Source organism: Nocardia flavorosea (assembly GCF_015477805.1).
GTDB classification, from domain to species: domain Bacteria; phylum Actinomycetota; class Actinomycetes; order Mycobacteriales; family Mycobacteriaceae; genus Nocardia; species Nocardia flavorosea_A.
Genome location: NZ_JADLQL010000003.1, coordinates 179,565 through 194,078, shown reverse-complemented (window position 1 = coordinate 194,078; position 14,514 = coordinate 179,565). Strand labels below are relative to the sequence as shown.

Sequence of the window (14,514 nt, the reverse complement as noted above, 5' to 3'; positions counted from 1 at the left end):
TCCGGCTCGAACGCCGGAAAACGATCATCTCGTGCGGGAACCGCACGTCGGCAGCCGGCGAATCCACAGCCGGCTGCCGCGGAGGAACCCCACACAGCGGGCATGACCGCAGAGTCGGCTGTCTCGCTGCAATGTCCGGGCCGGTCAGGCGGCGGTCGGGAGTTTTTCGGGATCAACTTCAGGGTTCCCCCCGATGTCAGAGCGCCCGCAGGAAGCGGAGCATGGGTTTCATGACGAGAACCAGCTTCGGTGATCAGCTCCACCAGATGTGGCAGACCCGGCCGGCCCGCCTACCCCGGCACGGGCCGATCGCCGGGGTAGCGGCCGGGGTCGGGCACCGCTACGGCATCGACCCGGTGCTGGTGCGGGTGGCTTTCGTCGTGTCGACCCTCTTCGGCGGGGCGGGCATCGTGCTCTATCTGTTCGGCTGGCTGATGTTCCCCGAAGCCGGCGAAGGTGCGTCGATGGCGGAATCGCTGACCCGTAGACGCCAGGATTCGCAGAGCCAGACCAAGACGATCGTGCTGATCGTGGCGCTGGCGATCGCGGTGAGCACCATGGGACCGGTGGGTGTGGGTCTCGGCGGGTCGGGAGTGATCGCGTTGGCGCTCATGCTGGCCGGCTGGTGGATGCTGTATCTGCGGGCCCCGCAGCCGCCGCCACTGCCCGCCGGGACGACGGCTCCGGATGCGGTGGGCCCGGGTACGACCGGATACCCCGGGGCAACGTTCCCGCAGGGCGGCGCGGATCCGTACACCTCCCAGCACACCGGAATATACACCCCCTACACGAAGTTGCCGGACCAGTACGTCCCGGACAACCCCGCTGCGAATCCCGTGCAGGGCGACGGAGAAGATTCCGGTACCACTGCCGCCGAAACGGCCGGTGCCCCCGGCCCCAGCCGCACCAAGGCCCCCGCCTCCGAAACGGCGGGCATCACCGGCCCGAGCCTCACCAAGGGCCCCGCCTCCGAACCTTCGGCCCCACCGGCAGCCGCAGCCGCGCAAACCGGCGATCCGGGCCCGGACACCGAATCCGCCGCTACCGAGGACACGGCAGCAGGCATCCCTGCCGAGCCGGACTCGCCACGGGACACCGGCTCAGATCGGCCCGTACCTCCCCGTCCCACCATCGGAATGAGCAAATCCACCGGCTCGGCCCTGGCCGACCGCACACCACCCGCCTGGGACCCCTTGGGCGTCGCGCCGCTGGCCTGGGATCTGCCCGACCCCACCCCGGCGCAGCCGGTCGCAACGGTCGTCGAGAAGCGTCCCCGTTCGCGTTTCACCGCGGTCGTGCTCGGCCTGGCCATCCTCGCCGCGGCGGGTGCCGGTGCGGCCGCGGTGGCCGGAGCCGAATGGATGACGCCCGGACGCATCGCCGCGATCGCACTCGCGGTAATCGGACTGGGACTGATACTCGGCGCCTTCCGTCGCCGTGGTCACGGGCTGTTGCTGGTCACCGCGCCACTGGCGGCGTTCGTCATCCTGGCCGCCGCGGTCGGACCGGTCGATTTCCAGAGCACCGCCATGGGTGAGCGCACCTGGGCTCCCGCCGCGGCCACCGATATCCGGCCGGAATACGCGGTGACCATGGGTTCCGGCACACTGGACCTGCGCGGAATCGAGTTGACCGCGGATCGCACGGTCGACCTTTCCGTGCAGATGGGTCAGGCGGTGGTCCTGGTACCCGACAACATGAACGTGCGCACCGAATGCACCGTCCGGATGGGTGAGGCGAACTGCCCGGACGGGCTCACCGGCCCCGGTGGGGATGCGCCGGTACTGAATTTGAACGTGCAGGTCCGGATGGGTGAAGCGGAGGTGCGCCGTGGCTGATCGAGGAACGGCATCGCGTACGGAAACAGCAGGCGACTGCGGGCCGGCCGGGCGGGCGCACCGCGGGGGCTTCTCCGCCGGCTTGTTCGTCACCGGTCTGCTGGCGCTGCTGGTGAGTATCTGGGCGCTGGCCGGACCGGATCAGTGGGATATCACGTCCATGATCCCGGTCGGCTGGATCATCGTCGCCGTCGCGATCGTGACGGGCGTGGCGCTGGTGATCTCACCGCGAAAGCGCCGGTAGCCCCGCCGGCGACGCCGGTTCTCGTCGGACGCCGCCATACCGAGCGCAACGCCCGGACCCCGATCGAAGGGTCCGGGCGTTGCGCTGTCGGCTCACTCCCACTCGATGGTGCCCGGCGGTTTGCTCGTCACATCCAGTACCACGCGGTTGACCTCGCTCACCTCATTGGTGATCCGGGTCGAGATCCGCTCCAGCACCTCGTAGGGCAACCGGGTCCAATCCGCGGTCATCGCATCCTCACTGGACACGGGGCGCAGCACGATCGGATGCCCGTAGGTGCGGCCGTCCCCCTGGACGCCGACACTGCGCACATCCGCGAGCAATACCACCGGACACTGCCAGATCTGCCCGTCCAGCCCGGCGGCGGTGAGCTCCTCCCGGGCGATGGCGTCGGCCTGCCGTAGCGTCCGCAACCGGTCCTCGGTGACCTCGCCGATGATCCGGATCGCCAGGCCGGGGCCGGGGAACGGCTGCCGGGCCACGATCTCCTCGGGCAGGCCGAGTTCCCGGCCGACCGCCCGGACCTCGTCCTTGAACAGCAGCCGCAGCGGTTCGACCAGTTGGAACTCGAGATCGTCGGGCAGCCCGCCCACGTTGTGATGGGACTTGATGTTCGCGGTACCGCTGCCGCCGCCGGATTCCACCACATCCGGGTACAGCGTGCCCTGCACCAGGTATTCGACCGCCGGCACATCCTGCCCGGCCGACTGCTCACCGACGACCTCGCCCACCGCGTCCTCGAAGGACCGGATGAACTCACGGCCGATGATCTTGCGTTTTTCTTCGGGGTCGGTGACGCCCTTCAGTTCGCCCAGGAACTTCTCGACCGCATCCACGGTGACCAGCCGGGCCCCGGTAGCGGCCACGAAATCGCGCTGCACCTGTTCCCGCTCACCGGCCCGCAGCAATCCGTGATCGACGAAAACACAGGTCAGCCTGTCGCCGATGGCACGCTGCACCAGAGCACCCGCCACCGCGCTGTCCACGCCGCCGGACAGGGCGCAGATCGCGTGCCCGTCCCCGATCTGCTCGCGCACCCGCTCGATCATCGCATCGGCGATATTGGCCGGCGTCCAGTCCGGTTTGATACCCGCCATCTCGTGCAGGAACCGGCTCAGCACCTGCTGGCCGTGCGGCGAATGCAGCACCTCGGGGTGGTACTGCACACCGGCCAGCCGGCGGGCCCGGTTCTCGAACGCCGCGACCGGCGCACCTACCGTCGTACCGGTGACCTCGAAACCCTCCGGGGCATCGGTGACCGCGTCCCCGTGGCTCATCCACACCGGCTGCAACCCGGGCAGCCCCTCGTGCAGTAGGCCGCCGTCGATATCGAGTTCGGTGCGGCCGTATTCGCGCGTGCCCGTATTGGTCACGGTGCCGCCCAATGCCTGCGCCATCGCCTGGAAGCCGTAGCAGATACCGAAAACCGGGATATCCAGGTCGAACAGCCGCGGATCGAGGGCCGGCGCCCCCTCCGCGTACACGCTGGCCGGACCACCGGACAGGATCACCGCCAGGGGTTGCTTCTCAGCGATCTCCGCGACGGTGGCGGTATGCGAAACCACCTCGGAGTAGACACTCGCCTCCCGGACCCGGCGGGCAATCAACTGCGCGTACTGCGCACCGAAGTCGACAACAAGAACGGGCCTCTGGGAATGTGTCACCCGGACAGTCTAATGAGCCCCGAACAGCGCCTTCACCCGACCGTACCCGCGGGCTCAGGCGCGGACGCTGAGACCGACCTTCTGGAATTCCTTGAGATCGGAGTATCCGGCCTTGGCCATCGATCGGCGCAGCCCGCCGACGAGGTTCAGTGATCCGAACGGGTCGTCGGACGGTCCGGTCAACAGCTGTTCCAGGCTGGGCCGTACCGGGGCCGGCGGGGCCTGACCGAGCAGTTCGCCGGCGAGATCCCACGGCTCGTCCAGTGACAGCAGCGAACCTCGCGGCACCGACGGGTGGGCGGCGGCCGAAGGCCAGTACCAGCCCCGCCCGGGCGCTTCGGCCGCAATCGCGAACGGCGCTCCCAGCATGGCCGCGTCCGCACCACAGGCGATCGCCTTGGCCAGCTGACCCGAGGTGTTGATATCGCCGTCGGCGATCACATGCACGTAGCGACCGCCCGTCTCGTCGAGGTAGTCGCGGCGGGCCGCGGCGGCGTCGGCGATGGCGGTCGCCATCGGTACGCCGATCCCGAGAACTTCGCCGGTGGTGGTGGCGCCCGGCTGCGAACCGTAACCCACGATCACCCCGGCGGCGCCGGTGCGCATCAGGTGCAGCGCGGTGCGATGGTCACTGACCCCGCCGGCGACGACCGGCACGTCCAGTTCCGCGATGAAGGTTTTGAGGTTCAGCGGTTCGCCGTCGCCCACATGCTCGGCCGAGATGATGGTGCCCTGCACGACCAGCAGATCGATCCCGGCCTGTAGCAGACCGGGAGTGAGAGCACGCGCGTTCTGCGGGCTCACCCGCACCGCGACGGTGACACCGCCGGCCCGGACCTGAGCGACCGCCGCGGCCAGCAGATCGGGCTGCATGGGCGCGGCGTGCAGTTCTTGCAGAAACGCGATCGCGCGCTGATAGCTACCCTTGTCGGCGAGTTCGAGCAGCTGGTCGATCTTGGCCGGAACATCCGCGTGGCGCGCCCACAGCCCCTCGCCGTTGAGCACGCCCAGGCCACCGCGGCGCCCGAGCTCGATGGCGAACTCCGGGGAGACCAGCGCATCGGTCGGATGGGTGAGGAAGGGAATATCGAACCGGTAGGCGTCCAGTTGCCATGCCAGCGATACCTGGCCGGCGGAACGGGTCCGGCGCGAGGGAACGATATCTACATCGTCCAGCTCGTAGGTCCGGCGAGCAGTCCTACCCATCCCGATCTCGACCATATCCCGCACAAATAGCTCCTGTGTTTTCTGGCACCGACTTCGCCGGCGCGGGGTTTCGGCCCCCTGGGTTCCTGTTGTCAGCGCTCGACATTCGCGGCTGCGCCGCTTCGAGCGCTGACAACAGGGACGGGCCGAAACCTCTCAGGGCCTCGTAAGACTCGGCACCGGTGTCTGCGTTTCACCTGGTGAACTCGCATATTGCGACTAAACCTTACACACCCCGGTCAGCCGCGGCTCAGACGGCTGGGCCGGAGGGCCGACCGGCCGGGGCCGGATACACCGGCGGGCGGCGCCGCGCGCCACCGGAGTTACCGCCCGGTGTAGTTGGGGGCCTCCACGGTCATCGTGATGTCGTGTGGATGGCTCTCCTTCAGACCGGCCGCGGTGATCTGTACGAACTGTGCCTCCTGCAGACCGGAGATGTTCTGCGCGCCGGTGTACCCCATGGCCGCGCGGAGACCGCCGACCAGCTGGTGTATCACCTGGTTCACCGGGCCCCGGAACGGCACCCGGCCCTCGATACCTTCCGGGACGAGCTTGTCCTCGGCCAGCACATCGTCCTGGAAGTACCGGTCCTTGGAGAAGGATTTCGCCTGGCCTCGCCCCTGCATGGCGCCCAGCGAGCCCATGCCGCGGTAGCTCTTGAACTGTTTCCCGCCGACGAGGATCAGTTCGCCGGGCGATTCGGCGGTTCCGGCCAGCAGCGAGCCGAGCATGACAGTGGAGGCACCGGCGGCGATGGCCTTGGCGATATCGCCGGAGAACTGGATGCCGCCGTCGGCGATCACCGGCACCCCCGCGGGCGCGCAGACCGCGACCGCTTCCAGAATCGCGGTGATCTGCGGCGCACCGACCCCGGCGACCACGCGGGTGGTGCAGATGGAGCCGGGCCCGACCCCTACCTTCACCGCATCGGCGCCGGCCTCGACCAGCGCTGCGGCCCCGGCCCGGGTGGCGATATTGCCGCCGATGACCTGGATACGGTCACCGACCTCGGCCTTGACCTTGCTGACCATGCTCAGCACCTGCCGCTGATGCCCGTGCGCGGTGTCGACGACGAGCACGTCGGCGCCGGCGTCGGCCAGGGTCATGGCCCGCGACCAGGCATCGTCGCCGACGCCCACGGCGGCCCCGACCAGCAGCCGGCCGTCCCGGTCCTTGGTGGCGTCGGGGTACTGGTCGGTTTTCACGAAGTCCTTGACCGTGATCAGCCCGCGCAGCCGGCCCTCACCGTCGACGATGGGGAGTTTTTCCACCTTGTGGCGGCGCAGTAGCCCGAGGGCGGCTTCCGCGGTGACGCCCTCCTGGGCGGTGATCAGCGGTGCCGGTGTCATCACATCGGCCACCCGGCGGTTCTGATCGACCTCGAAACGCATATCGCGGTTGGTGATGATGCCGACCAGCGCACCCGTTTCGTCGACCACCGGCAGGCCGGAGATCCGGAACCGGGCGCACATGGCGTCGACCTCGGCCAGCGTATCGGTGGGGCGGCAGGTCACCGGGTCGGTGACCATCCCGGCCTCGGATCGTTTGACCGTTTCCACCTGGCTCGCCTGATCGGCCACCGAGAGATTGCGGTGCAATACACCCATACCGCCGGCCCGGGCCATGGCGATCGCCATTCGGGCTTCGGTGACGGTATCCATCGCGGAACTGACCAGCGGCGTCCGCAGCCGGACCTCGCGGGTGAGCTGACTGGACGTTTCGACCGAGCTGGGGATGAGGTCCGACGCGGCAGGCAGCAGCAGCACATCGTCGAAGGTGAGGCCGAGCATGGCGATCTTGTGCGGGTCGTCACCACCCGTATGGGGGCGGACAATCGCGCGCTCGCCCGGTACGGGATTACTCATTCGGATCGACCCCTCCTGGACGTCGGCAGGGCTATCGAGATGTGGCGGCCCGATAGCGAACTGTAACTGGGAACAAACGTGCGGCGCCGGATCGTTTATTCCGGCGGCAGTGCCGGGTGAACTGGTGCTCGTCAGCGCTTCACACCATGGTATCGGCCCGCTCGGACCGCGGAACAACCGAGGGCCGTGCCGATCACTCGGGCGACAGCGGCGAAACTGTCGGCGCGGACGGCTGGCGCAGACCACCTTGTTCTGCGTACCGTGGGGATGTGCGTGACCATCTACCACCTGGCTTGCCGCCGGATCCGTTCGCCGGAGACCCCGCCGACCCGTCCGCCGCGCTCGATGCCATCGAGCCGGGGGAACCGCTGGATCCTCATGAGCGCCTTGCGGTCGAAGAGGATCTCGCCGATCTCGCAGTCTACGAGGCGCTACTGGCCCACCGCGGTATCCGCGGGTTGGTGGTGAGCTGTGAGGACTGTCGGCAGGATCACTATCACGACTGGGATATGCTGCGCGCGAATTTGTTACAGCTCCTCGTCGACGGCACCGTCCGGCCACACGAGCCCGCTTACGATCCGACGCCGGAAGCGTACGTCACCTGGGATTACTGCCGCGGATACGCCGATGCTTCGATGAACGAGGCGTTCCACGGCGACGGGTTCGACGCCTTCGACAGCTGATTCCTTCGACAGCCGAGTCGGAGCCGCCGGTTGTATCCGGCACGATCGACCGCCATACGACGGCCGATCGTTTTCGCGTATCCGCACCGAGGTCGTAACGCACAACCGCGGCAGCACCCTTACAGCCCTGTGGCCGTCCACCTCGGGTGGACGGCCACAGGGCTACTGGTATTCGATTCGCGACTCGCCGATCGGTCGCGGCACGCGAGCGGGTTCCGGTCAGCTGGTGGGCCCGCCGGGAACGATCGTCGTCGGAACTGACGGCAGTCCGGTCTCCGGGACCGTCGGAACCTCCGGTACGGACGGTTCGGCCGGGCCGGGAGAGCTGATCGTGGATGGCGGGATCTGGGTGGTCGGCTCCACCGAATCGACCCCTGGTCCGTCCGGAGTGGTCGGAACAGGGGTGTTCGGGGCGGTGGTGTCATCCGGTGCAATATCCGGTGCCTGGGTATCCGGCACCGATGTGTCCGGGTCGCCGGCATCCGGTGCGGGCCGTTCCGGCGACGGCAGGATCGGCGCGGTGACATCCGGCGCGGTCGGCCGGTCGCCCCCCGGGCCGGGCGCCTGCATCGGGAGCTGCTGCCCCGGTGCGGGCACGGTGGTCACCGTGGCACCGGGACGCTCGGAGGTGCCACCGGGCGGGACCGGCTTCACCGGCGCTTCCGGATCCGGTGCGGGAGCCTTCTCCTCGAGCTCCGCGGCGATCCCCGGAGCGACCTTGCCGACCTTGTCGACCAGCTCGCGCCAGCGGGCCACGAGTTCGTTGCGTTTGACCGGATCGTCGATCTGGGAGGCATTGGCCGAAGCCTGCTCCAGCCGGGCCTTGGCCTGATCCGGTTTGTCTTCGTCGAGCAGCTCCTGCGCGGCGGCCAGATTGTCGTCGGCGTATTGCACGACGGTGCTCTGTGCCTGTTCGCTGAACACCACCTCTTTGACGCGCCACAGCGCATCGCCGGGTTCGGCCTGGTACGAGAACACCGAAAGCCCACCGAACACCAGGGCCAGCGCGGCCGCTGTGGTGGCTATCGGGCGAAGCAGCCGTAGCCGCCCGCCGGATTGCGCACCGACCCGCGCCTGCCGGGCACCGATCTCCTGGTTGACCGCCGCGACGACGGTATCGAGATCGGGTGCGTCCGGTAGCGGCGGCGCCACGATTTCGGCCCGCCAATCCGCCAGCAATGTCGCCAGCTGGAGTTCCTCGGTGCTCTCGGTGGGTACGGGCCCGCCCCGGGCGATAGCGTCGATCAGTTCGTCATCACGACGGACCGCGCCGATATCGACCGGTTCGGACCCGGCACCGGAGCCCTCGGCGTAGGGATCGGTGTTCCGCGATACGCGCCGCGCCCACTTGTCGCCCCGACCGCGCCCGCCATCCCTAGCCATACATTTCACCTGCCCTCGCCACTTGTGCCTTCAGTTTTGCGAGCGCCCTGTGCTGGGCGACCCGTATCGCTCCCGCCGTACTGCCCACGGCGGTTGCGGTTTCCTCCGCTGACAAACCCATGACCAGTCGCAGGACCAAGATCTCCCGATGTTTCTCCGGCAACGTGGCCAGCAGCTTGTTCATCTGCCGGCTGGTTTCCGATTCGAGAGCTCGCTGCTCCGGTCCGTGGTCGGTGGATATGACATCTGGTACTTCGGCCATCGCCTCCGCCTTGTTACGGGAGGCGTTGCGATGGGCGTCGGCGACCTTGTGCGAAGCGATTCCGTATACGAAGGCCATGAACGGCCGCCCCTGGTCCTGATACCTGGGTAGGGCGGTCATGACCGCTAGACAGACCTCCTGCGCGACGTCGTCCGCGGAGAGTTGTCCACGCTCCGCGGCACCGATCCGTGCGCGGCAATATCGCATCACCAGCGGACGGACCATCTCCAGTACCTGAGCTAGAGCGGACCTGTCGCCCTGCGCGGCAGCGGCGACGGCGCGATCCAACTCTTCGCCCGTGTGCGTCATCGTCAGCGGATTTCCTGGCGTTACAAAGTGGCACGGCCGGTGACGACCTGTGCTTCCGCCGGTCCAGCGGAACGGGATCAACAATAGGACACGGCTGCCCGTCCGGGTCGAGACGGTAGAACCCGGGTTACCGTCCGCTGCCGCGAAATAGCCCGCCACGCCTGGCAATGAGCGCTCGACACGCCTCTGCGTCGGCCGTCGCGGAGGCGTGTCCGGCGGCCGAGTCCGGGCCGGGCGAAGGGAGACCGGTTCGCAACATGGCGCCGGCCCAGCGCAGCGGCACCAGGCCCGATTCCCGGCACTGTTCCTCGACCACGGTGGCGAGTTCGGCGGCCCGCCCGGTATCGCCGGTCACTGCGGCTGCCGCGGCGACCAGCAGCCGCGATTTCACCCGGTGGCGAATCGAGGGACCACGCTCGGCCCGGGACAGCGCGAACTCCGCCGCGGCCAGGGCCTCATCGGCCCGGCCGCCGGCCAGCGCGGTTTCGGCACGGACCCAGTGCAACCGGACCAACGCACGGGAGCGATCGACCACCGCCCGTCCGGCCGGCCCCTGTGTGGCGCCGTCGCCACCAGAGCCGGCCGGACGCTCGGCGTCCAGCAGCGCGCCGCAGCGGTCCAGCAACCTGGTGGCGAGCGCGAGCCGGCCGGTACCCAGCGCATCGGCGGCGAGGCCGGTCAGAGCGTCGGCAGCGGCATCGACCAGGTCGGGAAAGCGGTAGTAACCCGCCACCGCATCGACACCTGCCGCGTCCGCGCCGCCGGCGACGCCCGCGGCATCCGTCCCGCCCGTACCGCTCGGCGAATCCGCGCCGACCACAACGGCCGCGTTGTCGAACCGGCCCGACAGCGGATGCCCCCCAGCGTTCGGATCGATGCGTTCCGGATGCCGATATCCGGAAGCATCGACCCCGGCCAGTCGCGGCAACACCAATGCGGCGGCGTAACCGTCGTCGTGCGCGGCCCGCGCATGCCAGCCGAGTTGACGCCGTAACGATCCCTCGGTGGATGCGGCGAGCGAAAGCAACACCGGCTCGCTGGTACCCGCCCGCAGCCGCCGCAATGCGATACGGGCGGCCGCATAGTGGCCCGCACCACCCAACGCCACGGCTCGCCACCACATTTCGACGCCGCTACCCGCCTCTGGCAACTCGGCAGCGGACCGATACCGCCGGGAACCGAATGCGAAGCCGGCGAGCCCGGGTGCACAGGTTTCGAAGGGGAGAAGCGGGGCGGACACCGGTGCACTGTACCGAGACCCGGCCGGTTCGGCAGCCGGTGAATCGGCCGGGCGGAACCGGGGCGACCGTTTCAGCAATCTTTCAGCATTAATCGAATGGCCCGCGTTTCGATCAGGTTAAACTCCGCCCATCAATCCATGAGCAGATACGCATCGAATTCCGCAACGTTTCGCTTAATTAACCTGGACGCCGCCCGGTCGCCATCTGTAATCGTACCGAGATCAGCGATTCCGGCCCGGATCCGCGCCCGGATGGTGTAGGCATTCCGGTCCGGACCGTTCGTGCCGCCGCAACCCCGGATCGTCACCTGCGAAAACGCAGACCAGCAGGGACAGAACCGGTCACGGAAGCCGGGGTAACCACACAGTATCGCCGGAAGATTAGCGGAAGTAAACAGCCGGGTGGGTTAAATTCAAGCCGCAAAATATTCGACAAATCAGCGCGCCGAACTGTTGACGGAATTTCCCCGTTACCCCTAACGTAGCTCATCGCCACGCACGGCGCCGGGCGAAAAATCGCCCGGGCTGCCTACGGTCCGCGCGTTCACACGGGACGCCGGGCACCACCTGAGAAGTTGACCCATCACTCGCTCGACAATGCCGACGAGCTCGCGTCTACGAGGAGTTCAACCCATGCCCATGCCCACCCACCTTCCCGGACCGAACGCCGATGTCTGGGACTGGCAGATGCGCGGATCCTGCCGGGGTGTGGACTCGGCGGTCTTCTTCCACCCCGACGGAGAGCGCGGCCGGGCACGGGCAGCCCGCGAGCTGCGCGCCAAGGAAATCTGCCGCACCTGCCCGGTTCTCATGCAGTGCCGCTCGCACGCGCTGAAGGTCAGTGAGCCCTACGGAATCTGGGGCGGGATGTCGGAAACCGAACGCGAAATGCACGCGCGCCGCAACCGGCGCCGGATGGCGGTTTAGCCGCTTCTCCGGCATCTGCCGTGGCAGGGCCCGTTTCGGCACGATCCGGCGGACCACGGCGGCTTTCCCCGCGGGCGCGACACCGTCGCTTATGCGGGGCCACATACGGTCTCGGTCATAGCGTGGGGTTATTGTTATGACCGATGACACAGGAGAGTATCGAGCTCTCAGCGCTGCTGCAGCGCTGTGGCCATTCGGATGCCGAGGCTTTCGCCGAACTCTACGATCGGACCCGCACGCGGGTCTTCGGTCTGGTGTTGCGTGTCCTACAGGATTCGGGGTTCGCCGAGGAGACCACGCAGGAGGTCTATCTGCAGACCTGGCGTACCGCGGCGAGTTTCGATCCGGCCCGTGGTTCGGCGGTGACCTGGCTGATGACGCTGGCCCATCGCCGCGCGGTCGACCGGGTGCGGGCCGAACAGGCGCATACCCAGCGGGAAATCGCCTACGGCGCCCGGGTGCTCGGGCACGATTACGACCAGGTCATCGAGGAGGTCGAACGTAAACTCGACCATCAAGCCGTGGTGGTCGGCCTGCGTAGCCTCACCGACAACCAGCGCGAGGCGATATCCCTGGCCTACTACGACGGCCGCACCTACGCGGAGGTCGCCCGGCAGCTCGAGATCGGCCTGCCGACCGTCAAATCCCGGATCAGAGACGGGTTGCTCAGATTGAAGAAGAGTATGGCGGCCGCCCCGCCCCTCGGCGACCGGCGGCCGATACGAGAACGGGCCGTTCACATTCCGCGCAGAGTGTGAACGGCCCGTTCTCTGTGGACCTACCGATCCCGGCCGGCGGCCGGCCGGGACACCGGATCAGTGGGCGTGACCGTGCCCGTGATCGTCTTCCTCTTCGGCGGGCTTGTCCACCACGGCACTTTCGGTGGTGAGCACCATCCGCGCCACCGAGGCGGCGTTGATCACGGCCGAGCGGGTCACCTTGACGGGGTCTACGACACCGTCGGTCAGCAGGTCACCGTAGGCGAGGGTGGCGGCGTTGAAACCTTCCTTGCCCGCCCCGACCTTGCTGACCACGACCGCGCCGTCGACGCCGGCATTGGCGGCGATCCAGTACAGCGGCGCCTTCAGCGCGCCGCGCAGCACCTCGGCGCCGATGGCTTCGTCACCGGACAGACCGGCGATCAGGCTGTCGAGCTTGGCGCCGGCCTGGACGAGCGCGGTACCACCGCCGGGCACGATGCCCTCTTCGACAGCCGCCTTGGCCGCGCTGACCGCATCCTCGACCCGGTACTTGCGCTCCTTGAGCGCGGTCTCGGTGGCCGCGCCGACCCGGATCACCGCGACACCGCCGGCCAGTTTGGCCAGCCGCTCCTCGAGCTTCTCCCGGTCCCAATCGGAATCGGTGGCCTCGATCTCACGGCGCAGCTGCGCACTGCGGGCGGCGATATCGTCCTGGGTGCCGGCACCGTCGACGATCGTGGTGGTGTCCTTGGTGACCACCACCCGGCGCGCCGAACCCAGCACCTCGAGACCCGCCTCACGCAGGTTGATTCCCAGGTCGGGGTTGACCACGGTACCCGCGGTGACGACGGCCAGATCGTCGAGGAACGCCTTGCGGCGGTCACCGAAGAACGGCGCCTTGACCGCTACGGCTTTGAGGGTCTTGCGGATGGAGTTCACCACCAGGGTGGACAGCGCCTCGCCCTCGACGTCCTCGGCGATGATCAGGACCGGCTTACCGGATTCGGCGATCTTCTCCAGCAGCGGCAGCAGATCGGGCAGGGAGCTGATCTTCTCGCGGTGCAGCAGGATCTGCGCATCCTCGAGCACGGCTTCCTGGCTGTCGCCGTCGGTGATGAAGTAGGGCGACAGGTAGCCCTTGTCGAACTGGACGCCCTCGGTGACCACCAGTTCGGTCTGCAGCGTGGAGGACTCCTCGACGGTGACAACACCGTCCTTGCCTACCGTGGTCAGCGCCTTACCGACCATCTCGCCGATTTCTTCGTCCCGGGAGGAGACGGTGGCGACCTGGGCGATGGCCTTTTCGCCGTCGACCGGGGTGGCCGCGGCCAGCAGGGCCTCGGAAACCGCATCGGCGGCCTGGGCCAGGCCGGAGCCGATGGCGATCGGGTTGGCACCCGCCGCGATGTTCTTCAGGCCGCCGCGCACCATCGCCTGAGCGAGCACGGTGGCGGTGGTGGTGCCGTCGCCGGCCACATCGTTGGTCTTGGTGGCGACGCTCTTGACCAGCTGAGCGCCGAGGTTCTCGAACGGGTCCTCGAGATCGATATCACGCGCGATGGTGACACCGTCGTTGGTGACGGTGGGGCCGCCGAACGATTTGGCCAGCACCACATGCCGGCCCCGCGGGCCGAGAGTGACCTTGACCGCATCGGCGAGCTTGTCGACACCGCGCTCCAGTGCCCGGCGAGCCTGCTCGTCGAACTGGATCTGCTTTGCCATATGTCTTCGCTCCTGTATCTGGTGCGCTTCGAGTTGTGTGGCACAACGCACTCCGCCCCGGGTCAGCGTTCGACACCGGGGCGGAATGCATGCGCGGCAGTCGGATTACTTGCCGACGACAGCCAGCACGTCGCGCGCGGACAGGATCAGGTATTCCTCACCCTGGTACTTGATCTCGGTACCGCCGTACTTGCTGTAGATGACGGTGTCGCCCTCTGCGACATCCAGCGGGATGCGCTTTTCGCCTTCGTCGTCCCACCGGCCGGGGCCGACGGCGACAACGGTGCCTTCCTGCGGCTTCTCCTTGGCCGTATCGGGAATGACCAGGCCGGAGGCGGTCGTCGTCTCGGCCTCGTTGGCCTGGACGAGGATCTTGTCCTCGAGCGGCTTGATGTTCACGCTCGCCACGTTGAGCCCTCCACTTTCAGGGGATAACGGTCGTCCGGAACTGTTGTCCCGGACCATCGATT

At 68.0% G+C, this 14,514-nt stretch carries 13 protein-coding genes; 5 read left to right on the top strand and 8 right to left on the bottom strand.

Going from position 1 to position 14,514, the window contains the following annotated elements:
• The first annotated feature begins 230 nt into the window (after positions 1-230).
• Entirely contained in the window at positions 231-1,838 is a 1,608-nt protein-coding gene (locus tag IU448_RS16385) for a PspC domain-containing protein (protein ID WP_195056498.1), read from the top strand.
• Positions 1,831-2,082 carry a hypothetical protein gene (locus IU448_RS16380; RefSeq protein WP_195056955.1) on the top strand — a complete coding sequence of 84 codons (252 nt, stop codon included), beginning with the start codon at positions 1,831-1,833 and terminating at the stop codon, positions 2,080-2,082. The genes IU448_RS16385 and IU448_RS16380 overlap by 8 nt, the downstream gene beginning before the upstream one ends.
• 92 nt (positions 2,083-2,174) lie before the next feature.
• On the opposite strand, the gene guaA is transcribed toward IU448_RS16380, so the two are convergent.
• From guaA to guaB, 3 genes are all read right to left on the bottom strand, one after another.
• Positions 2,175-3,746, bottom strand: a complete 1,572-nt coding sequence (gene guaA / locus IU448_RS16375) for a glutamine-hydrolyzing GMP synthase (RefSeq protein ID WP_195056497.1) — start codon at positions 3,744-3,746, stop codon at positions 2,175-2,177.
• Positions 3,747-3,800: 54 nt separating this feature from the next.
• Positions 3,801-4,976, bottom strand: a complete 1,176-nt coding sequence (locus tag IU448_RS16370; protein WP_195056496.1) for a GuaB3 family IMP dehydrogenase-related protein — start codon at positions 4,974-4,976, stop codon at positions 3,801-3,803.
• 299 nt (positions 4,977-5,275) lie between these two features.
• Positions 5,276-6,817: an IMP dehydrogenase gene (guaB, locus tag IU448_RS16365; RefSeq protein ID WP_195056495.1), complete on the bottom strand. Its 1,542-nt coding sequence runs from the start codon at positions 6,815-6,817 to the stop codon at positions 5,276-5,278.
• 269 nt (positions 6,818-7,086) lie between these two features.
• On the opposite strand from guaB, the gene IU448_RS16360 reads away from it, so the two are divergent.
• Entirely contained in the window at positions 7,087-7,500 is a 414-nt protein-coding gene (locus IU448_RS16360; protein ID WP_030522220.1) for a DUF5319 domain-containing protein, read from the top strand.
• Between the two features lie 219 nt (positions 7,501-7,719).
• Here the strand turns inward: IU448_RS16360 and IU448_RS16355 are convergent, their stop codons facing one another.
• The 3 genes from IU448_RS16355 to IU448_RS16345 all read right to left on the bottom strand — a co-directional run bounded on the left by IU448_RS16355 (position 7,720) and on the right by IU448_RS16345 (position 10,562).
• Positions 7,720-8,883: an anti-sigma-D factor RsdA gene (locus IU448_RS16355; protein ID WP_195056494.1), complete on the bottom strand. Its 1,164-nt coding sequence runs from the start codon at positions 8,881-8,883 to the stop codon at positions 7,720-7,722.
• Positions 8,876-9,454 (bottom strand): sigma-70 family RNA polymerase sigma factor, encoded by a 579-nt coding sequence (locus IU448_RS16350; protein WP_195056493.1) that lies wholly within the window; start codon positions 9,452-9,454, stop codon positions 8,876-8,878. The genes IU448_RS16355 and IU448_RS16350 overlap by 8 nt, the downstream gene beginning before the upstream one ends.
• Before the next feature lie 127 nt (positions 9,455-9,581).
• Positions 9,582-10,562, bottom strand: a complete 981-nt coding sequence (locus IU448_RS16345; RefSeq protein ID WP_195056492.1) for a hypothetical protein — start codon at positions 10,560-10,562, stop codon at positions 9,582-9,584.
• A gap of 765 nt (positions 10,563-11,327) precedes the next feature.
• Between IU448_RS16345 and IU448_RS16340 the strand changes: the two genes are divergently transcribed.
• Both IU448_RS16340 and sigK read left to right on the top strand, forming a co-directional pair.
• Positions 11,328-11,621 (top strand): WhiB family transcriptional regulator, encoded by a 294-nt coding sequence (locus IU448_RS16340; protein ID WP_062973464.1) that lies wholly within the window; start codon positions 11,328-11,330, stop codon positions 11,619-11,621.
• A gap of 143 nt (positions 11,622-11,764) precedes the next feature.
• Positions 11,765-12,379 (top strand): ECF RNA polymerase sigma factor SigK, encoded by a 615-nt coding sequence (gene sigK / locus IU448_RS16335; RefSeq protein WP_195056491.1) that lies wholly within the window; start codon positions 11,765-11,767, stop codon positions 12,377-12,379.
• A gap of 57 nt (positions 12,380-12,436) precedes the next feature.
• Here sigK and groL read toward each other — a convergent pair whose 3' ends face one another.
• Both groL and groES read right to left on the bottom strand, forming a co-directional pair.
• Positions 12,437-14,044, bottom strand: coding sequence for a chaperonin GroEL (gene groL / locus IU448_RS16330; RefSeq protein WP_195056490.1), 1,608 nt, complete (start codon positions 14,042-14,044; stop codon positions 12,437-12,439).
• Between the two features lie 105 nt (positions 14,045-14,149).
• Positions 14,150-14,452, bottom strand: a complete 303-nt coding sequence (gene groES / locus IU448_RS16325; protein WP_033243423.1) for a co-chaperone GroES — start codon at positions 14,450-14,452, stop codon at positions 14,150-14,152.
• Positions 14,453-14,514: the final 62 nt, after the last annotated feature.